Raw genomic sequence first — 19,341 nt, 5'->3', positions numbered from 1 at the left:
GGCTCTGGCAATCAGTGCAAACGACAACTTAAATGGCAACGTAAATGGATGTGAAGTGTGGATGCCGAGACACACATGAGACGTTTTACAATTGAGTCATGGCTTTAGAACCACGTTATACGGATGAGCACGCAAAGGCGGGGCTGGACTTCCCTTTTCCTGCGATTGAAACATGGCCGAACCAGTTTCCGGCCTACGAGATTGTCGTCGATGACCCCGAGTTTACTTCGGTATGCCCTAAGACCGGGCTGCCGGATTTTGGCGTGCTGACGCTGCGGTATATGCCGCGCGAACGCTGCGCGGAACTCAAGTCACTGAAGGAATATCTATTTTGCTACCGCAACCTGGGCATCTTCCAGGAGAACGTGGTGAACCAGGTGCTGGAAGACCTGGTGAAGGCATGCGATCCGGTGTGGGCCGTGGTGCGGGGCGAGTTTCGCCCGCGTGGCGGCATCGCAACGACGGTGGAAGCCCGCTGGCCTCGTCCAAAAGAGTAGTGATTCTATGAGCTTTAGGCGGGCTTGAGGCTTCGAGCCTGATTCGAGTCTGGATGGTTGGAGGGGGACGTTTTTCGGGCTGTCCGAAAGAGGTTCCAATCCGGTAGGCTCAAGGCGTTCTTCTATTCGATCTTCTGCTGAACGCTGCGAGGTATTGACCTTGGCCCGCTCCGATACCGGATCACACGCCCCAATATCGCCTGCCATGCCTGGCGCTCGAATGCCTCGTGCCAGAATGGCCAGGCCGGCGCTCGTTGCGCTGTTGCTGTTGACCGGGCTGAACCTGCTCAATTACCTGGATCGCTACATTTTGCCGGGGGCGCAGCCGCTGATCCAGCAGGAGTTTAGCGTCAGCGACGAGAAGATGGGCGCGCTGACGACGGCGCTGTTTGTTGCCTACATGATCACGGCTCCGTGTACGGGGTGGCTTGGGGACCGGTTTCGGCGCAAGCCGCTCATCGTTGCCGGAGCGGTGCTTTGGAGCCTGGCGACACTGTTTACTTTCTGGGTTCACGATTACTGGTCGCTGTATTTTCGACATGCCCTGGTGGGGGTGGGAGAGGCGACTTTCGGCATTTTTGCCCCTGCGGTGCTTTCAGATTTCTTTCCGGCGCGGGAGCGGAACCGCATTCTTTCGTTCTTTTACCTGACTATTCCGGTCGGTGCGGCGCTGGGCTATGTTGTCGGCGGCCAACTTGGCTCGCATTTTGGATGGCGGGTGCCGTTCTTTGTCGGAGCGATTCCAGGTTTGTTGATTGCTGCGCTCTATGGGCTGTTTGCCACTGAGCCTGTGCGCGGAGCCAGTGACGGCGTTGGAGCGCCTGTTGAGCGGGTCGGGATGGGAGAGACGGTTTCTCGCTTCTTTGCGCTGTTCCGCAACCCGGCGTATCTCTGTGCGACGCTGGGCATGGCGATGATGGTGTTTACCATGGGCGGAATCTCGACCTGGATGCCGACGTTTCTGCACCGGTTCTCGGGGATGGATGTGGGCAAGGCGGGAACAGTGCTGGGCGCGATCACGGTTGTCGACGGGCTTGCCGGGACGTTTATCGGGGGCTGGATCGCACAGCGGTGGCTGCGCACGAATCATCGCGCGCTCTACCTGCTTTCGGCATGGAGCATGATTTTGACTTTGCCGATGGCTGCGCTGGTGTTTTTCGGTCCACCGGCATGGGCTGTGGCTGCGCTGTTTGTCGCGGAATTTTTCCTGTTTCTGAATACCGGGCCGTTGAATGCGGCGATTTGCAACTCAGTGGGCTGCGAGGTTCGCTCAAGCGCAATCGCGCTGAATCTGTTCCTGATTCACTGCCTGGGAGATGCTTTTTCGCCCACGATCATTGGACGAATCGCGGATCTATTTACGCTGCGGATCGGGCTGGGATTGACGCTGGTGACGCTGGTCATTTCAGGGGCTTTGCTGTTCTTCGGAGCGCGGTTTGCTCCTGTGCTTGAAGAAGTGGCGGCATAGAGCTGAAGAAATGTTGTCTTTTACTGGCGATTTTTTCACGGGCAATTCATCGAGGATTTCGTAGATTTTGAGAATTTTGAACGAAATCCTTCGATGCTTATCGCCTACGAAACGCGGGCTACTTCGGCGCGAGCCTTGACTGCGGCTGGAGAGTTCTGCCGTGTGTGCCAGCGCATGATTGCGAAGCCCACTTTAAATAGTCCATAGGCTGTGAAAACGCCCAGACACATGGCGGCCAGGGAGGCACAGACCAACATCGCCAAATTCACAAAATCCTGCATACGTCTCCAAAAATGTGCCTTGGGCACAGGCTGCCAGGGGGGTTGAGGCAGGATGCAGCCGTTTTCCTGTCCTGAGTATGGATTCTCTCAGAGAAAGCCGCCGCGTTGACCCCTCTTTCTGTTGGCAAATAGAATACCCCTAGCGGGTTACTCGATTTGTAACAATCAGGTTGCAATGGAGGTTTAGCCCTTCGCGCTTTATCCAGCCCGTCCGACCCATGCTTCCACCCCCAAAATCTTATGACGATTACGCACATCTCGGTTCGAGGCGCACGGCAGCATAATCTGCGCGATATCAATGTTCGCATTCCGCGCAACACGCTCACGGTGGTTACGGGGCTGTCGGGCTCGGGCAAAAGCTCACTGGCGTTCGACACGATTTATGCCGAGGGGCAGAGGCGGTATGTGGAAACGCTGTCGGCGTATGCGCGGCAGTTTCTGGATCAGATAGAACGGCCGGATGTGGATTCGATCGAGGGGCTGAGTCCTGCGATCTCGATCGAGCAGAAGACGACGAGCCGCAGTCCGCGTTCGACGGTGGGAACGATCACGGAAATTTACGACTACCTGCGGCTGCTGTATGCGTCGATTGGAACTCCGCATTGCCCGAACTGCGGACATGCGATTTCGCGGCAGACAGCGGAGCAGATTGTGCAGCGCATTTTGCAGCTTGGAGATGGGCAGCGCGTGGTGGTGATGGCTCCGGTAGTGCGGGGGCGCAAGGGTGAGTTTCGCGAGCTGCTGGATCAGTTGGAGCAGCAGGGATTTCGCGCGCGGATCGATGGAGAGATGCGCGACCTGGCGGAGACGGTCACGCTGGACCGGCGCAAGAATCACACGATTGAAGCGGTGATCGATCGCATCATCCTGAAGCCGGGTGTAGAAAAGCGGCTCGAAGGTTCTGTGGCTAAAGCGCTGCAGATGGCGAATGGACTGGTGCTGGTCGCAGGCTCGACGGGTGCCTCAACGAATCGCGAAGAGCAGTTGTTCTCGTCGTCGATGGCTTGTCCCGATTGCGGTTTGGATGTGCCTAAGCTGGAGCCGCGCAGCTTCAGCTTCAACTCTACATTTGGCGCATGTCCGGAATGTCATGGGCTGGGCTCGCTGTATGATTTCGATCCGGCGAAGGTGATTACGGACTGGTCCAAGCCGCTGCTGGATGGCGGCCTTGGGCCGGGGTCTGCTTCGCAGTATCTGCTGAAGCTGATTCATCTCGCGGCAGATCGCTACAAGATCGACTTGAAGGTTCCGTTTGAGCAGTTGCCGAATAAACATCAGCATCTGCTGGTGTATGGGCCGCCTCGTACGGAGGCTCCACGCACGGGGTTTCACGGCATACTTTCGTTTCTGCGCGATGGCATGGAAGACGCGAAGAGCGACGGTTATCGCGAGTACATGATGAACTTCATGTCGGCATCGACTTGCCCGACTTGCCGCGGGAAGCGGTTGCGGCCTGAGTCGTTGGCGGTGAAGGTCGGTGGGTTGTCGATCAGTGATTTTACGGCGCTATCGTTGAATCGCGCGCTCACTGCTGCTCGCGAATTAAAGTTCACTTCGCGAGAGGCGTTGATTGCGGAGCGCATTCGCAAGGAAGTTGTGGAGCGGCTGGAGTTTCTGGCTGGTGTGGGACTGAGTTATCTTTCGCTGGATCGCAATGCGGCTACGCTCTCGGGTGGCGAGGGGCAACGCATTCGACTTGCGACGCAGATTGGTTCGCGTTTGCGTGGCGTGTTGTATGTGCTGGACGAGCCCTCGATTGGCCTGCATCAGCGCGATAACATGCGGCTGATCGATGCGCTTACGCGGCTGCGCGATCTGGGCAATACGGTGCTTGTTGTGGAGCATGATGAGGACACGATTCGCGCGGCGGATTATGTACTTGATCTTGGTCCTGGTGCGGGACGGCTTGGTGGTGCGGTTGTTGCGGAAGGCACTCCGGCAGAGATTATGGCTGCACCGGATTCGCTTACGGGGCGGTATCTTTCCGGCGAGACGAGCATCATGCATCGTGCTCATCCGAGAGCACTGACGGGCAAGTGGCTGGTGATTGAAGGCGCTCGCGAACATAACCTGCAGGATGTTACGGCGAAGGTTCCGCTGGGCGTGATGACAGTGGTGACGGGCGTGAGCGGCAGTGGCAAGAGCACGCTGGTCAACGACATCCTGTATCGTTCGCTGGCGAAGACTATTTATTCCTCGCGCGAGGAGCCGGGCAATCATGATTTGCTTACCGGAGCGGATCAGGTCGACAAGGTGATTCGCATTGATCAATCGCCGATTGGCCGCACGCCACGCTCGAATCCTGCGACGTATACGCAGTTGTTTTCACCACTGCGCGATCTGTTTGCGATGTTGCCGGAGTCGCGTGAGCGTGGGTATAAACCGGGGCGATTCAGCTTCAACGTTGCGGGTGGCCGTTGCGAGGCATGCCAGGGCGATGGGCAGCGGCGTATCGAGATGAACTTCTTACCGGATGTGTATGTGCAGTGCGAAGTCTGCAATGGCAAGCGGTATAACCAGGAGACACTGGCGGTCAAGTTCCACGGGTATTCGATTGCGGGGATTCTGGACCTGACGATTGAGGATGCGCTTGAGGTTTTGAAGGACGTTCCGCTGCTGAAGCAGAAGCTGCAGACGCTGGTCGATGTTGGGCTTGGGTACATTCACCTGGGGCAGAGTGCGACTACGCTTTCAGGCGGAGAGGCGCAGCGAATGAAGCTGGCGCGTGAGTTATCGAAACGGCAGACAGGGCGTACGCTTTACCTGTTGGATGAGCCGACGACCGGGTTGCATTTTGACGATGTGCGCAAGCTGCTTGAGGTGCTGCATCGGCTGGCGGATCTGGGAAATTCGGTGATCATCATCGAGCACAATCTGGATGTGATTCGCAATGCGGACTGGCTGATCGATATGGGACCAGAGGGTGGCGAGGATGGTGGACGCATCATCGCGGAGGGACGCCCGGCGCAGGTGGCTGCTGTGCCTGGATCCTTCACTGGAGAGTTTCTCGCGAAGTATTACGCTGTAAACGGATTGCCGGAAGAGGCGCCAGCGGATGCGATCGTTGTCGAAGTTGCCGAGGAGAGCGTTCCGGCGAAGGCGAAGAAATCCGCTGCGAAGAAAGCTGTGGCCAGGCCTGCAAAGAAGAAAGCGGCTAAGGCATGAGTGGTGCTGAAGATGGAGCGGACGAGAAGCCGGTTTCAGAAACGAGTGCGACTACGGCTGAGGATCTTCATTTCAATCGCCCGTTAGAGCGGTTCGAAGTAATTACGCCGCCTGCGCAGGTGCATGAGCCGTTCGAGATGAACGGGCCGCTTTTTGCGATGGAAGCTCCGCATGCGTTGTTGCCTATTCGTCATCCTAACTTTGCGGATGCATCGCTGTTTTTGTTGATGCTGCTGATGGGCTTTCTGGTGGCTTCGGGCGCACTGGCGTTTGCGCTGCACTTTCATCTCTGGGGTCTGCATAGCTTTGCCCAGGCACAGAACAGTACCGTGATTGCTCTGAGTACACAGGTGCTTATTTATGTTGTGGGCGTTGGTGCGGCGATTCCGTTTTTCACGATGGTTTGGGGTCGTGGTTTTTTCCCGGGCATTCACTGGCATGGAGCAACCGCATTTCGATTGCGAGCGCGGTTGGTATTGACAGCAGCTTTTTGTAATGTGCTGGCGATGCTGGGGAATCTCGTGCTTCCCTTTCCTAAGGAAGCTCCCATCGACAAGCTATTTGGATCGCAGTCGGATGCGTGGATGCTGCTTGTCTTTGGTGTGACGATTGCGCCGTTTTTTGAAGAGATGATCTTTCGCGGATTTCTGTTACCGGCCTTAGCAACGGCGTGGGATTGGTGCCATGAGCGCTTAACCGGTGCGTTGCCACGTGGGCTGGATGCGGAGGGCAATCCTATCTGGAGTATGCCGGCTATGATCTTTGCTGCGCTGGCAGTGAGTGCTCCGTTTGCGTTGATGCACTCGGCACAGGTGGCGAAATCATGGGGACCGCTGTCTCTGCTTTACTGCATCAGCCTGGTGCTATGTGCGGTAAGGTTGACAACGAAATCACTTGCGGCCAGTACGCTGGTGCATTCGACTTATAACTTTTTTTTATTTGCTGTGATGCTGGTAGAGACGAGTGGATTTCGGCATCTGAACAAGATGTAGACGCCGATCGATTTTCCAAGGCCAGCCTCTGTGCTCACCATGCTAATCTCTGTGCATCCATCTCTGTGCATCGATGAGTACATTGACGCCCCAGTCCGGCTCTTCTTCACAAGCTAATCTTGTTCCCGATCTGCCGCGTGTGCTGGGCGCAAGCCATGCCACTGCGATTGTGGTGGGGACCATTATCGGCAGCGGTATTTTTCTTGTGCCGACCGAGATGATGCTGGCTGTTGGCTCGTCGGGGATGGTGTACACGGCGTGGATTGTGGGCGGACTGCTCTCGCTCTTTGGTGCGATGACTTACGCAGAGCTGGGCGCGATGATGCCCTATGCGGGCGGCGAGTATGTGTATCTGCGCGGGGCATACGGCGATCGCACGGGCTTCCTTTACATGTGGACGTGGTTCGCGGTGGCCAAGCCTGCTTCGATTGCTTCTGTGACGAGCGGGCTGGCGCGGACACTGGGAATTTTCGCGGTCTTTCACTGGCTGGATACGCAGGCGATTGGCGGCCCGCTGCCGGTGATGTGGTCGCAGCTTTTCGCTATCGCTGTGACATGGCTGGTCACGGGATTGAACTGCCTGGGCATCAAGAAGGCTGGCGATTTTCAGGTTGTTTTCACGGTGCTGAAGGGTGTGCTGATTCTTGTTATCGCAGGATTTTGCTTTGGTTCTTCGGTGGGCGCGTGGGGGAATTTTGCTACTTCGCTGCCACACGCTACAGGTGGGCTCGACGGATTCATGATTGCCCTGATTGCCACGCTGTGGGCATATGACGGCTGGAACGATCTGGCCATGGTGGCAGGTGAGGTTAAGAGACCTGGGCGGAATCTTCCGATTGCGTTGGTCGGTGGTCTCTTTGTTGTTGGCGCGTTGTTCATGGCGACGAATGCGGCGATCCAGTACATTTTGCCTGCCGCACAGATTGCTGCTTCGCCTAGACCGGCTGTGGCTGCACTTAGCGTGGTCGCGGGGCCTGCGGGTGCGGCGCTGGTTGCGGCGGGCATGGCTCTTAGTATTTTTGTCACGCTGAATGGAACGATCATGTCGGGTGCGCGAATTCCCTTTGCGGCTGCTCGCGATAAGTTGTTCTTTCCGCAGTTTGCGCGCATCAGTCCAAGATTTCAGAGCCCTACTTATTCCCTGGTGGTTCAGGCGCTTATTTCTACGGCGTTGTTGCTGGTGCTGGGGAAGTTTCAGAAGTTGTTTGAACTGGCGGTATTTGCGGAGTGGCTGTTTTATATGCTGACTGCTACCACGGTGTTTATCTATCGCAGAAAACGGCCAGAGATGGCGCGGCCTTATAAAGTCTGGGGATATCCGGTGCTGCCTGCGGTGTTTGTGCTTTGTTCGGCGGCGGTTCTGGTTTCAAGTTATATCGGAAACCTGCGTGGGTCATTGATTGGAACGGGGCTGATTTTATTGGGGCTGCCGCTGTATGAGTGGATACGGCGACGGTATCAGCCGACGGCTCTTGCTGCGGATTGACTTGCCTGGTTGCGAGCGACACGCTCGGTACACTGCTACTCAACACTACTTCATAGAGACAACTACATTGGCGTTGCACTTTTGTCTTTTCGTTCTGAGCGCGCTCGCCCTGAGTGCGCTGCAGGAAACGGCTGCATCGCGATTCTTTCTTCACCGATGAAACGGCGCGTCGATGCGCGGCACTAACTCTGCGTTGGTAGCTTGATGAATCGCCAATAGCTCCGGGACCGCGCTCCCACTGCGTGCAGTGCTCCTGGCTCGAGATCTGCTTAACCGCAACTACAAAAAACATGAAAGGTGAACTTGTGATGCGAATGAATACTTTTCCCCGCTTTGCATGGCCGGTCGTTGGCTCTGTGCTTGTACTTGGTCTTGCTCATGGTTCTCTGTTCTCTCAGGAAGCACCGAAAAGCGCGAGCAATCCAAATGTTAAACTCAGCGCGGATGCTGCTCGCGCGGTGAGCGAGTATTGGACTCCGGAACGAATGGCCAATGCTCAACCGATGCCGGTGCCTCGCTCGGCGCCAGGCACTGTCCGCACGAATGCGGAGCTACTGGCGAAACCGGAGCCGATGGTTACGGGTGTGGGTGGATTGCCGACAGCTCGTCGCGATGTTGGGGATGTTGAAGAGGAAAATTCGACGGAGCGCTTTCCGCTAAGCCAGGGTGAGGTCAGCGGAGAAGCTCTCGAAGGAATCACTCCGGACTCGACGCCGTTCACGTATGAACTGCCCTTCAACAACTACCGTGCAGGGATCAACAATGAGTATCCGTACACGACAATCGGTAAGCTCTTCTTCACGATTCCTGAAGGCGCAAGTGAGAAGGCCGGCGACTATGTGTGCTCTGGCTCTGTGGCATTGAACAACCATACGGTGCTCACGGCACGGCATTGCATGTTCGATATCGCGACTGGCAAATGGTATGGCAACTGGACGTTTTATCCGGGCTGGAACAATGGCAGCGACGCGAGCCTGGGCGGTGGATGGAAGGTGAATTTTGCGTACACCTGGACCAGCAACGCTCCTAACTGGTACTGGGACATTGGCTTTCTCTCGATGCATGACAGCACTGGCAAGGGTTGCGGCGGGGATAGCGGTAAGGTCATCGGCACTTACACTGGCTGGCTCGGTTATGCGTACGGCGGCGACTACACGCAGAGGCAGTGGAATATCTTCGGCTATCCGCAGGCTGCTCCTTTTGAAGGCAACTACCTTTACCAGGACAACGGCGCTACGGGCATTGTGAATCCCCTGGGCACGAGCGGAATTGTCGAGGTTGGCAATTCGCAAACTGGCGGGACGAGTGGCGGCCCGTGGATCATCGGCTTCAATCCGAAGAATACGACCGATCCTGCTCCATCGAACAATCTGTTTCCCAAGAGCTTCAATCTCGCGAACGGCGTGAACAGCTTCAAATGGACAAGTCCTTCGGAACCGCTTGCGATCAATGGAGCGGAGTTCAACAGCAACAACTTCTGGACTCTTTACCAGGACTACTCGAAGGTTGCCTGCAAGTAAGAACCTGTCTGCAGGTGAGAGCCCCGCAAGCCGCAACGGCTTGCGGGGCTTTAAGCATTTCTCCTATGCAATGTATACTCGCCATCAACTTTGTTGAGGAGGGATAAGATCATGCCGAAGTTCCTGATTGAACGGAATATTCCTGGCGCAGGAAAGCTTAGCGGCGAAGCATTGCAGGGCATCTCGCAGAAGTCGTGCAGCGTGCTGCGGAGCCTTGGTCCAGAGATTGAGTGGGTGGAGTCGTTTGTGACGGATGACAAGATAACGTGCGTTTACATTGCTCCGAATGCAGAGATGATCCGAGAACATGCGCAGCAGGGTGGTTTTCCGGCGGATGCGGTGATGGAGATTCGCGCAACGATCAGCCCGGCGACGGCGCAGGGTTAGGATGTTCCCTTTGCGTGCTACTTAGCTCGTTACTTTGCCCTGGGGTGAGTGCGGTCGTAGACTTGCGTGAGTTGTGCGGCGGTTAGCTGGGTGTAGCGCTGCGTGGTGCTGAGGCGTTCGTGGCCCAGCAGTTCTTGAATGGAACGCAGATCTGCGCCTTCTTCAAGCAGATGTGTGCCGAAGGCGTGGCGCAACGTATGAGGATGTACATCCGATGAGAGGCCGCGCTGAACTGCGATGCGCTTGACGATGCGTGCGACGCTGCGCGTGGAGAGGCGTCCGTCGCTGCGCAGATGCAGATTCAGGAGCAGCGCGTTGGAACTGCGCTGGGCGGCGGCTAGACGCGACTGACGCTCTGCCAGATACGTGCGAATCGCCTGCGCAGCGGCATCGCCGAGTGGGACATAGCGCTGCTTCTGTCCTTTGCCGCGGACGAGGATCGCTTCATTTGCCCAATGAATATCGGCGAGATTGAGGCCGGTCAGTTCGGCGTTGCGGATGCCGCAGCCATAGAGCAGTTCGAAGATAACGCTGTCGCGGGCCGGCCAACTGGCGGCTGCATCTTTGGGATCATTGAACGAATCGACGACGCGATTCATCTGCTCTATCGATGGGACACGCGGAAGATGTTTGGGTAGCTTGGGCGTAGACACGAGCGAGGCAACGTTTTGATCGACATGGCCGAAGCGGGCAAGCCAGCGGAACCAGCTTCGAATGGAAGCGAGCGCGCGGGCGGCAGAGGCTTTGGAGAGGCCGCGTTCGTAGAGCGAGCCGAGATAGGTGCGGATGCGCGTGTGCTCGATAGCAGCGGGCCGGGTGTCGGCTCCCTGCTCGGCTACGATGTAGGCGACAAAGGCACGAAGCTCTCGCTCGTAGGCGCGAAGGGTGTGAGGCGAGCTGCCGCGTTCGTTGGCCAGGACCGCGAGGTAAGCGGTGACGAGTTCGTTCAAGGTGGAGGTGGGAGCAGGCAGGGGCTGAGCGCTCATGGCTGCTCTTCTTCGAGGGCGAGGGCCGGTCCTAAGGATTCTACGGACTCAAGTGCTGCAAGGCGCGTGGCTGCGGACTTGCCGCGTGGATGATGTTCGCGGTGAACAGCCTTGAGGCGGCCCAGAGCCAGGTGGGTATAGACCTGGGTGGTGGAGATGTCGGCGTGGCCGAGAAGCAATTGAACGCTGCGCAGGTCGGCGCCGTGCTCCACCATGTGCGTGGCGCAACTGTGGCGCAGGGTGTGCGGACTGGCAGAGACGTTGGCGGCCTTGACCATCATCCAGATGGACTGGCGGGTGAGGGGCATGCCGCGCAGAGAGAGAAAGAGGCGCGAAGCATCGGCCATGCGGGCGCGGGCCAGATGCGGGCGGCCATCGCGGAGATAGGCTTCGAGAACTTCGAGGGCGGTGCGACCGAGCGGTACGATGCGCTCCTTGTCTCCTTTACCGCGAACTAGAACGCGGCCGGAGTCGAGAGCAAGGTCGCTGGTGGAAAGGCTGGTCACTTCGGAGACGCGCAGACCGCCGGCATAGAGCAGTTCGAGAATGGCGCGATTGCGCAGGGCTGTGGCATTGGCCTGGGGGTGGTTGGTGGCCATCTCGGCGACCTGGAGCATTTCATTTACTTCCGACTCGGCGAGCGACTTGGGCAGGACTTTCCAGGCTTTGGGCGATTCGATATTGATGGTGGGGTCGTGATGGATACGGCGGTCGAGCAGGAGCCATTTATAGAAACCGCGAATACAGCTCAGCTTGCGCGCGGCGGAGCGGGAGTCGATGCCGTGGGTGCGGAGATGCTCAAGTAAAGCGGCTACATCCTGCTGGGTGGCGGTGAGGAGTACGCCGTGGCGGCTTTCGAGGAATTCAGCGAAGGTTTTGAGGTCGCTGTCATAGGCTTCGCAGGTCAGTGGGCGCAGGCCTTTTTCGACGCGCAGGTAGGTGAGATATTCCCGTACGAGGCCGAGATTGCGCGAGGTTTCCATAGGTTTACGAGAGCTTTTTCCGATTGCGGCGGCCTGGCGGAAATACTTCCGGCGTGCCCTCTCTTGGAAGAAAGACCACAGGGCCATTGCTGGCCGGATTACACCCGTTGGGAAAATGCTCTAAAGCGATTATGGCCTTTCAGGAGGCAAATGGACGTCGCCGCGCATGCCTGGAGAACCACATTGGACACCGAATCAAATTCGGCAACAAAGAAAAAGACTCTAAAAGCCTGGTTGCTGGTTGAGTTTGCGGCTCTGTGGTGTGGGTTTGGGATTGTTCTTTGGGGATGGGAGAAGCAGATTCCCTGCGGGAATGACAGACAGAAAGGCAAGGGCAAGTGCAACTGCAAAAGCAAGGGCAAGGACAAAAGCTAAGGCAAAGGGTTAAGGCTGGTGGCTGGGGTAATGTTCTGGATGTTGATGCTGTAGTTGCTATCGGGTGAAAGGTTTTACTTGTTCACAACACGTTTACATGGTTTGGATAGGCAAAAGACATGCAACTGAGGGAAAATGGTTAGAAGAGTATCGGATTGCAGAAGAGATGAGCGCAGGCAGGCTCAACCCAGGACGAGATAAGTGATACAGACACAGATTGAGATTCCCCGCTGGACGGCTGCTGAAATGGAGCAGTTGGTATTGGATCAGAAGCCACAGGTTGCGGTCTTTGATTGCGATGGCACGTTGTGGGGCGGCGACGCGGGCTACAGTTTTATGGTGTGGTCGATCGAGCAGGGGCTGGTTTCGCGCTCTGCCAGCGATTGGATGGACACACGGCACCGGGCATACATGGCAGGCAAGGTCAGCGAGCGGGATATCTGCGGCCAAATGGCGCAGGTGTATGCGGGATTGCGTGAGCAGGAATTGCGTTCCGCCGCTGCGGAGTTTATCTCCAAACATGTGCAGATGCATATGTTTGCCGAGATGCGGCAGTTGATCGACAAGCTGAATGCGCAGGGCGCGACGCTCTGGGCAGTCAGTTCGACGAACAAGTGGGTCATCGCGGAGGGTGTACGGCAGTTTGGCATTCCCGAGGAACGCGTGCTGGCGGCTGAGGTTCGAGTCGAGAGCGGGCTGATTACCGCCGATATTGTGGATGTTCCGACGGACGAGGGCAAGGCAGAATCGCTGCGGCGGGTCGGTCTGGACCGTCCGGATGTGGTTTTCGGGAATTCTATCCATGACCTGGCGATGCTGGAGATTGCTCGTAAGCCGTTTCCAATCAATCCCTCTCCGGCGTTGCTTGAGGCATGTGCGCAGCGTGGATGGGGTTACTTCAGGCCACAGGCGGCTGAGGGTGTTCACGCTGGAGTTGCCGGGGAGTGATTTGGGATCGCTCCTTCCCTTCCTGAAAATTACGATCCGTTAAAAAACGAACCATTCAAGGATCGGGGCGAGCCTGAGGTTACTGAGCAAGACGCGCTTTCAGCTTCGCGGCTGGAGCGACTACACTGGTTCAGTGACGGAAGAGAACGCAGGTCCTGGCGAAGAAACGACGGCTAAGAACGGGAACGAGGCTGGAAGCGGCGCGACTGGAACACGGACGAATGCCCTGCGGCTTGTGGTGGCTGCGCTGATGCTTCGCGGAAGCGAAGTGCTTATCTGTCAACGCCGACCGGATCAGCCTATGGCTTTGCAGTGGGAGTTCCCTGGCGGCAAGATCGAGCCGGGCGAGGGTCCGGAAGCGGCTCTGGCGCGTGAGCTGAACGAGGAGTTGGGCATCGATGCCACGATCGGGCCGCGTGTGACGCATATTCGCCATAATTACCGGCATGGTGGCGCGGTGGATCTACAATTCTTTGCGGTGTACGAGTTTGAGGGCGAGTTGGAAAACCGTATCTTCAAAGAAGTGCGCTGGGTAAAGCTGGAAGAACTGCCGAACTATGATTTTCTGGCTGCCGACCGAGGTTTGATTCGGGATCTGGCGGCTGGGAAGCTGCTGTAGAAAGATTTCGGGTCTGTATTTTTGGGGCCATTTCTGGCTCGTCTTTTAATTAGAAACTTAAGTAACAATTGAAGCATTGATCATCCATAACTGGCTTACCGGCAGTTATCATTATTTGTAACTTCTTCGATCTCTGTATTGGACTCGCGATCCGGGCAATGTTGAGCAGGCTCAGAGGTGCTATGTCTTCGATTACTGGTGCGGCGAAGTCTCGTCCGATACTTGTGCTTGCAATCTCGGGTGGCTACCTTGCCCTGTATGCCGCCACAATGGTGATTTTTACCTCGGCATCCGATGCGCTGTCGTATACGATCGCCGGATTTCCTGGACTAGCTGCCCTTCTGGCCGGATGGGGAGCTGCGCGCAAGACCAGCGGCTCATTGCGCCTGCGATGGATATTACTGCTGTCCAGCATTGCTATCTGGACTGTCGGTATGTTCGCTATGTCGATCCTCGATCTGTATCTGCCTCGTTGGCCGCATGTAAACACATTCAGCGCGTCATTGATCATACTTTCCCTGCGGCTGGTGATTGTCTCCAGCCCTCCGGAGGAAAGGAGTTCCACCACTATTCCTTGGATGGATGTGTGCCTGACGGTGTTGATCTGTACCCTCGCTTTGGCCGATACACATCTTTTCGAAAGACCGCATTTTACTCAGTTTTTTCTTATCTTCAAGGTCTTTTTAGCAGGAGCGGCTCTCATTGTTTTGCCTAGTCTGACTTCATCCCAGGAGAAACATTTTGGGCGGGCACTCTGTGTTTTCCTGGGGCTGGATGCTATCAGCTTTTTCCTGAATGACTATATCGTTTACGATACTTTGGGGTGGCATCATCACTCGCCGTTCGACTTCATGATCTGTCTCCCCAACGTGGGATTTGCCATTCTGGCCTATTTTCCGGTTCGAAATACAGGCAAGCCAGCATATTCTCCGCGTACGCGCTACATCATTCGTGCAGCTATGCCGCTCTTTTCGATGCTGGCTGCGTTTCTACTTGGAGCATGCCTGACTCTCATTCATCCGCTGATTGGATTTGCAGCCATTGGTGTTGCGATCGTTATCTTTGGGCTGCGACTTGCCGTGACGCAGAGCCAACATATGGAAGCCAAAGATCAACTCACGGATCAGACCATGCGGGACCATTTGACCCAGATTGGCAACCGCGGAGCGTTTGAACTCTATCTGAAAAGGGATTGGAAGTATGCGGATAGAAATGACGATTTTCTTGCACTGCTGATGATTGATGTGGACTATTTCAAAGAAGTGAACGACAACTATGGCCATCCATACGGCGATACATGCCTGGTGGCGATTGCACAGTGCATTTCAAACTTACTGCCGCGCACTATTGATTCTGTGTCCCGTTATGGCGGCGAGGAATTTGCTGTGATTCTTCCACTGACACGGCTGGAGGGAGCGTTGATTGTAGCGGAGAAAATTCGTGCAGCCGTCTCTGCGCTACCTCTTCCAGGAGCTAACGGAAGGTCGCTCAGTGTAAGCATTGGCGCTGCTGCGAGTGGACATCTGAATTACATTACGTCTCCGGAACTTCTTGTGGAGTATGCCGACCGGGCTCTTTACAAGGCCAAGCAGTCGGGCAGAAACCGCGTCGAAGTTACACCTGTTCTTGTGGTCGCTGACCGGGTGCGATTGTCTTCTATTTAGAATATTTTTCGGAATAGTCGAATGCCGCCAAAAGTCACACGGACCTCTATGCTTTGGACTATACCCTTTCTGAAAAATTCTCCAGTATCTGCGAGGTAACTTATTGTGGGATGCAGATCGTTGAAAATGCAGAGCAACCGAGTTATTTAGAAGTCCGCTACTTACATCAATTTGCGTTAAAGCCGACTTAATCTGTCCTACTTTCAATTACTTACATGTGCAAATTGGCATTGCAAAATTGCGTCTTATGGAGAGATAATTGCCGCGTTCGACCAACCTGAGGAGGTTACTATGTCAGCAATCAACGACGGGCAATGCGGACTGTGTTCACACTTCGGTGAGTCTCACAAAAGTAGCGACAAGCTGGTGGCGATTCTTTCCTCTCATCAAGCATCGGAAACATTGATTGATGAATGCGGCCATCCTAAGCACGCTCCACTTCATTTGATGGTGACGCCGGTTAGCGGCTGCGATGGATTTGCGCCTGCGGCGTATGCCTAAGAAGTCCGGTATCTAAAGTTCAGTAATAAGAGCGAGGCCGCAACGATGCGGCCTCGCTCTTTTGCAGTCGAGATGCGTTTGCGCGCCAGTGATGCGAGAAGCTAACGATGCGAGAACATCAGGGCTACGTTCAGGGCGATCACGATCAGGCAGGTAGTCCACGCGATTACGTTGAATAACTTTGAATTGATGTATTGGCCCATCAGCTCTTTGCGGTTGATCAGGATGAGCATCAGCACGATCACGACGGGCAGCAGGATTCCGTTGAGCACCTGCGAAAAAATCGCCATGCTGATTAGCTTGGTGTCGGGCAGGATGAGGACGGTGATGGCTCCGCTGGCGATGAGCAGGGCGTAGAGCCAGTAGAAGAAGGGAGCTTCTTTGAAACTCTTGTCTACGCCTGACTCCAGGCCAAGACCTTCGCAGACGGTGTACGCAGTTGAAAGTGGGAGAACCGATGCAGCGAAGAGCGATGCGTTGAACAGTCCGAAGGCGAAGAGCAGGAAGGCGTAGTTGCCAGCCAGTGGGCGCATGGCGTCGGCGGCGTCTGAGGGTACCTGGATGGCTCCCATGCCGTGTACGAAGAGGGTGGCTGCGCAGGCGACGATGATGAACCAAGCCACGATATCGGTGAAGATGCTGCCGACGATGACATCGAGGCGCGAGGCTGCGTAGTCCTTGACGCGGGCGCCTTTTTCCACGATGGAGGATTGCAGGTAGAACTGCATCCACGGCGCGATGGTGGTGCCGACTACGCCGACAGCCATGTAGATGTAATCGCCGGTCCACATGGAGCGCTTCGGCATTCTGACCGTGGCCAGCATGGCGTCGTGCCAGTCGGGTTGGGAGAGCACTCCGGCGAAGATGTAGGCGATGTAAACGATGGAGGCGAAGAGGAAGATCTTCTCGACCTGCTTATAATCTCCGCGAACTGCAAGCAGCCAGACGAGGATAGCGCAGATGGGCACGGAGATGAATTTCGACACATGAAACAGGTGCAGGCTGCCTGCGATGCCGATGAATTCGGTAATGACGTTGGTGTAGTTGACTACAACCAGCAGCACCATCACGACGACGGTGACGCGCAGGCCGAACTCTTCACGAATCAGATCGCTGAGTCCTTTGCCTGTGACGACGCCCATGCGGGCGCACATTTCCTGCACAACGATCAGAGCGAGCGTGATCGGAATCATGGTCCAGAGCAGCGCGTATCCGTATTGCGCTCCGGCCTGAGAATAGGTGAGAATGCCGGCCGAGTCGTTGTCGACGTTGGCGGTGATGAAGCCGGGACCAAGCACGGCGAGGAAGAGCATGATCCGGATTCGCCAGCGCTTCCACATGCACTCTTTCTCCTCGACTCAAGGTATATCCACCATGAACATATCATTCTGAATTCAGTGTGTGAGTTGAGAAAAACAGATAGACGCGCAGGTTATCCGCAGATGGGGAGCATGACTTATTCTGTTTGTATTTCTAGAAAGGAATTTATGAGCGGTCTAAATTTAAACGATTCTCCAAATGTAGATAGAAAGATCAGCAAAGATGCAAACCACAGCGATGTAAACCACAGCGGGGAAACAGCAAATGACGCGGCCACAGGGAACATTGAAGGACTTGGGCGGCGCAGGATGCTGGGCCTGCTTGCCTCTGGAGCGGCTATTGCGGGGTTAGGGGCAACTGCTCCGATGACTGCGATAGCTGCTGCTAAAGCGGCTTCGCCATTGACGGCGCCTGATGTTGCGGGTATTCCTGACGATTTGTTCTCGCAGTCACGGTTGCGCAATTACAAGTCGCGTCGAGCCTCAAGCTGGGATCGCAGCGGCGGGGATGCCGACATGGTGCAGATTGAGGCGGGGAAATCCGCGACATTGTTGGACATTACGGGTGCGGGAGTGATCACGCATATCTGGGTCACCATCGTGTCGCCGGATGAGTATCATTTGAAAAACCTGGTGCTGCGCGCTTGGTGGGATGGGGAGAGTTCTCCATCGATTGAAGTGCCGGTTGGCGACTTCTTTGGATTAGGCCTTGGGGAATATTTTATTTATGAGTCTGAGCTGACGGCAGTCTCTACGACCAAGGCTATGAACGCTTATTTTCAGATGCCGTTTTCGAGTGCGGCCAGGATTACGGTTACCAATGAAGGCAGCAAGAAAACGGATGCGTACTTCTTTGCCATCGACTATGTGGTGCTGCCTGGGTTGCCCGCCGACCTTGGTCGCTTTCATGCGCAGTACGCACAGGCTGCGCCGTGCAAGGGCGAAGTCGACGACTGGAATCAGAAGGGCGATAACGCGGTGTACAGCCGCAAAAATCTCGATGGCAAAGGCAACTACGTCTACATGGAGGCGACGGGGCGCGGGCATTTTGTGGGTGTGACGCAGTCCGTGCTGCAGAACCAGAATTCCTGGTTTGGCGAGGGCGATGACATGTTCTTCATCGATGGGGACACGTTGCCAACCATCAACGGAACCGGCACCGAGGACTACTTTAACGGCGCCTGGAATTTTGGCAAGCAGGCATTTTCCCACAGGAATCATGGTGCGCCGTTTATCGAAAATCCGGAACGAATCGGCGGGCGTTATTGCATGTATCGCTGGCATACCGAGAGCCCGATCGCTTTTGAAAAATCCATTCGCGCGACGATCGAACATGGGCATGCGAATAACCGGTCGGATGATTATTATTCGGTCGCTTATTGGTACCAGACGGAGCCTCATGCGGGCTTCCCTGCGCTGCCTGCGGCTGAGACGCGGATACCGCGGATCTTCCGAGTGGCGGGCGACGGGGCTGCGCCTGTGCCGGGCGAGTAAGAGAGCTTACGCTGATACTGGTCTGGGGTTGGATTTTACTTCCAGCGCGGCCAGTGTCAGCGTAATCAAGCCGTGGATCATTTCGCGCAGTTCACTGATGGATTTGGACGCGTCTTTATAGCCGTGCGCTGAGGCTGCCAGAAGGTGCGCGACCTGTGCTGCCGGAAGAATTGCGGCCCCATTTGCAGCAACGACCGGCTCAAGGATGAGCTGGAGTATGGATTCGAATTCGGCAGAGATTCTGCCGAGGACTTCGCTGGCGAAGCCTTCGCCGCAGTGTGCCAGATCTCTTGCATCTGGCGAGGCGAGCATCAGTTCAAAGGGATAGATTGTCCAGATTTCAAAGGCAAACCTCAGTTTTGCCTCAGCGTCCGGCAGAGTAGGCAGTTTCTCGCGAATTGTCGCCAGGCTTTCCCCGGAGAGATGCCCGATGGTGGCTATGAATACTTCTTCCTTATTAGGGAAAACAAGATAGAGAGCAGGGCGCGATATTCCTGCTTCGTCGGCTATGTCCTGCATGGTGACGCGCCGGAAGCCGTAGCGCAGGAAGACGATCTTGGCTGCAGCCAGCACGCGCAACTTTTTTTCATTTTCCACGAGTTCAAGTATTGGCATTATTTGTCATTATGTCAATAATCGACTCAACGCTTGACATA

Annotated in this window: 17 protein-coding genes; 12 read left to right on the top strand and 5 right to left on the bottom strand. The window is 55.8% G+C overall.

The genetic code is table 11. The annotated features are described in order from the left end of the window. Nucleotides 1–98 precede the first annotated feature (98 nt). Together queF and OHL19_RS09685 are read left to right on the top strand one after the other, a co-directional pair. Nucleotides 99–497 carry a preQ(1) synthase gene (queF, locus tag OHL19_RS09690; protein ID WP_263357452.1) on the top strand — a complete coding sequence of 133 codons (399 nt, stop codon included), beginning with the start codon at nt 99–101 and terminating at the stop codon, nt 495–497. A gap of 220 nt (nt 498–717) precedes the next feature. Next, nucleotides 718–1,965: a spinster family MFS transporter gene (locus OHL19_RS09685; protein ID WP_263357451.1), complete on the top strand. Its 1,248-nt coding sequence runs from the start codon at nt 718–720 to the stop codon at nt 1,963–1,965. A gap of 104 nt (nt 1,966–2,069) precedes the next feature. On the opposite strand, the gene OHL19_RS09680 is transcribed toward OHL19_RS09685, so the two are convergent. After that, nucleotides 2,070–2,246 carry a hypothetical protein gene (locus OHL19_RS09680; protein ID WP_263357450.1) on the bottom strand — a complete coding sequence of 59 codons (177 nt, stop codon included), beginning with the start codon at nt 2,244–2,246 and terminating at the stop codon, nt 2,070–2,072. A gap of 240 nt (nt 2,247–2,486) precedes the next feature. Here OHL19_RS09680 and uvrA point away from each other — a divergent pair, with 240 nt between their 5' ends. From uvrA to OHL19_RS09655, 5 genes are all read left to right on the top strand, one after another. After that, entirely contained in the window at nt 2,487–5,411 is a 2,925-nt protein-coding gene (gene uvrA, locus OHL19_RS09675) for an excinuclease ABC subunit UvrA (protein WP_263357449.1), read from the top strand. Further along, entirely contained in the window at nt 5,408–6,403 is a 996-nt protein-coding gene (locus OHL19_RS09670) for a CPBP family intramembrane glutamic endopeptidase (protein ID WP_263357448.1), read from the top strand. Before uvrA ends, OHL19_RS09670 begins: the two co-directional genes overlap by 4 nt. Before the next feature lie 73 nt (nt 6,404–6,476). Then, on the top strand, nt 6,477–7,889 hold the full coding sequence (locus tag OHL19_RS09665; RefSeq protein ID WP_263357447.1) for an APC family permease: 1,413 nt from the start codon (nt 6,477–6,479) through the stop codon (nt 7,887–7,889). A 314-nt stretch (nt 7,890–8,203) separates the two neighbouring features. After that, nucleotides 8,204–9,409 carry a trypsin-like serine peptidase gene (locus tag OHL19_RS09660; protein ID WP_263357446.1) on the top strand — a complete coding sequence of 402 codons (1,206 nt, stop codon included), beginning with the start codon at nt 8,204–8,206 and terminating at the stop codon, nt 9,407–9,409. A 111-nt stretch (nt 9,410–9,520) separates the two neighbouring features. Further along, nucleotides 9,521–9,796 (top strand): DUF4242 domain-containing protein, encoded by a 276-nt coding sequence (locus OHL19_RS09655; protein WP_263357445.1) that lies wholly within the window; start codon nt 9,521–9,523, stop codon nt 9,794–9,796. Nucleotides 9,797–9,825: 29 nt separating this feature from the next. On the opposite strand, the gene OHL19_RS09650 is transcribed toward OHL19_RS09655, so the two are convergent. Together OHL19_RS09650 and xerD are read right to left on the bottom strand one after the other, a co-directional pair. After that, nucleotides 9,826–10,782 carry a tyrosine-type recombinase/integrase gene (locus OHL19_RS09650; protein ID WP_263357444.1) on the bottom strand — a complete coding sequence of 319 codons (957 nt, stop codon included), beginning with the start codon at nt 10,780–10,782 and terminating at the stop codon, nt 9,826–9,828. After that, nucleotides 10,779–11,765, bottom strand: coding sequence for a site-specific tyrosine recombinase XerD (gene xerD, locus OHL19_RS09645; RefSeq protein WP_263357443.1), 987 nt, complete (start codon nt 11,763–11,765; stop codon nt 10,779–10,781). Before xerD ends, OHL19_RS09650 begins: the two co-directional genes overlap by 4 nt. Before the next feature lie 576 nt (nt 11,766–12,341). On the opposite strand from xerD, the gene OHL19_RS09640 reads away from it, so the two are divergent. The 4 genes from OHL19_RS09640 to OHL19_RS09625 all read left to right on the top strand — a co-directional run bounded on the left by OHL19_RS09640 (nt 12,342) and on the right by OHL19_RS09625 (nt 15,872). After that, nucleotides 12,342–13,088, top strand: coding sequence for an HAD family hydrolase (locus OHL19_RS09640; RefSeq protein ID WP_263357442.1), 747 nt, complete (start codon nt 12,342–12,344; stop codon nt 13,086–13,088). Between the two features lie 226 nt (nt 13,089–13,314). Further along, complete coding sequence (locus OHL19_RS09635) at nt 13,315–13,707, top strand: (deoxy)nucleoside triphosphate pyrophosphohydrolase (RefSeq protein WP_263357645.1); 393 nt, start codon at nt 13,315–13,317, stop codon at nt 13,705–13,707. Between the two features lie 182 nt (nt 13,708–13,889). Then, nucleotides 13,890–15,371, top strand: a complete 1,482-nt coding sequence (locus tag OHL19_RS09630) for a GGDEF domain-containing protein (RefSeq protein ID WP_263357441.1) — start codon at nt 13,890–13,892, stop codon at nt 15,369–15,371. Between the two features lie 291 nt (nt 15,372–15,662). Then, nucleotides 15,663–15,872 carry a hypothetical protein gene (locus tag OHL19_RS09625; protein WP_263357440.1) on the top strand — a complete coding sequence of 70 codons (210 nt, stop codon included), beginning with the start codon at nt 15,663–15,665 and terminating at the stop codon, nt 15,870–15,872. A gap of 101 nt (nt 15,873–15,973) precedes the next feature. On the opposite strand, the gene OHL19_RS09620 is transcribed toward OHL19_RS09625, so the two are convergent. Further along, a complete protein-coding gene (locus OHL19_RS09620; RefSeq protein ID WP_263357439.1) occupies nt 15,974–17,212 on the bottom strand; it encodes an Nramp family divalent metal transporter in 1,239 nt (412 codons plus the stop codon). Nucleotides 17,213–17,359: 147 nt separating this feature from the next. Here OHL19_RS09620 and OHL19_RS09615 point away from each other — a divergent pair, with 147 nt between their 5' ends. Continuing rightward, nucleotides 17,360–18,685: a DUF2961 domain-containing protein gene (locus tag OHL19_RS09615; protein ID WP_263357438.1), complete on the top strand. Its 1,326-nt coding sequence runs from the start codon at nt 17,360–17,362 to the stop codon at nt 18,683–18,685. Between the two features lie 6 nt (nt 18,686–18,691). Here the strand turns inward: OHL19_RS09615 and OHL19_RS09610 are convergent, their stop codons facing one another. Then, nucleotides 18,692–19,300: a TetR/AcrR family transcriptional regulator gene (locus OHL19_RS09610; protein WP_263357437.1), complete on the bottom strand. Its 609-nt coding sequence runs from the start codon at nt 19,298–19,300 to the stop codon at nt 18,692–18,694. Between the last annotated feature and the right edge of the window lie 41 nt (nt 19,301–19,341).

The sequence above is a fragment of the Acidicapsa ligni genome, assembly GCF_025685655.1.
Taxonomy (GTDB): Bacteria; Acidobacteriota; Terriglobia; order Terriglobales; family Acidobacteriaceae; genus Acidicapsa; species Acidicapsa ligni.
The sequence above is the reverse complement of the archived record's forward strand: the minus strand, read 5'-3'. Positions and strand labels throughout refer to the sequence as shown.

Bases quoted from the DNA above. Each gene is read 5' to 3' on its own strand.
- OHL19_RS09660 (WP_263357446.1), top strand. From the start codon at position 8,204: ATGAATACTTTTCCCCGCTTTGCATGGCCGGTCGTTGGCTCTGTGCTT.
- OHL19_RS09630 (WP_263357441.1), top strand. From the start codon at position 13,890: ATGTCTTCGATTACTGGTGCGGCGAAGTCTCGTCCGATACTTGTGCTT.
- OHL19_RS09650 (WP_263357444.1), bottom strand. From the start codon at position 10,782: ATGAGCGCTCAGCCCCTGCCTGCTCCCACCTCCACCTTGAACGAACTC.
- OHL19_RS09620 (WP_263357439.1), bottom strand. From the start codon at position 17,212: ATGTGGAAGCGCTGGCGAATCCGGATCATGCTCTTCCTCGCCGTGCTT.
- xerD (WP_263357443.1), bottom strand. From the start codon at position 11,765: ATGGAAACCTCGCGCAATCTCGGCCTCGTACGGGAATATCTCACCTAC.
- OHL19_RS09610 (WP_263357437.1), bottom strand. From the start codon at position 19,300: ATGCCAATACTTGAACTCGTGGAAAATGAAAAAAAGTTGCGCGTGCTG.
- queF (WP_263357452.1), top strand. From the start codon at position 99: ATGGCTTTAGAACCACGTTATACGGATGAGCACGCAAAGGCGGGGCTG.
- OHL19_RS09655 (WP_263357445.1), top strand. From the start codon at position 9,521: ATGCCGAAGTTCCTGATTGAACGGAATATTCCTGGCGCAGGAAAGCTT.
- OHL19_RS09670 (WP_263357448.1), top strand. From the start codon at position 5,408: ATGAGTGGTGCTGAAGATGGAGCGGACGAGAAGCCGGTTTCAGAAACG.
- OHL19_RS09685 (WP_263357451.1), top strand. From the start codon at position 718: ATGCCTCGTGCCAGAATGGCCAGGCCGGCGCTCGTTGCGCTGTTGCTG.
- OHL19_RS09665 (WP_263357447.1), top strand. From the start codon at position 6,477: ATGAGTACATTGACGCCCCAGTCCGGCTCTTCTTCACAAGCTAATCTT.
- uvrA (WP_263357449.1), top strand. From the start codon at position 2,487: ATGACGATTACGCACATCTCGGTTCGAGGCGCACGGCAGCATAATCTG.
- OHL19_RS09615 (WP_263357438.1), top strand. From the start codon at position 17,360: ATGAGCGGTCTAAATTTAAACGATTCTCCAAATGTAGATAGAAAGATC.
- OHL19_RS09625 (WP_263357440.1), top strand. From the start codon at position 15,663: ATGTCAGCAATCAACGACGGGCAATGCGGACTGTGTTCACACTTCGGT.
- OHL19_RS09680 (WP_263357450.1), bottom strand. From the start codon at position 2,246: ATGCAGGATTTTGTGAATTTGGCGATGTTGGTCTGTGCCTCCCTGGCC.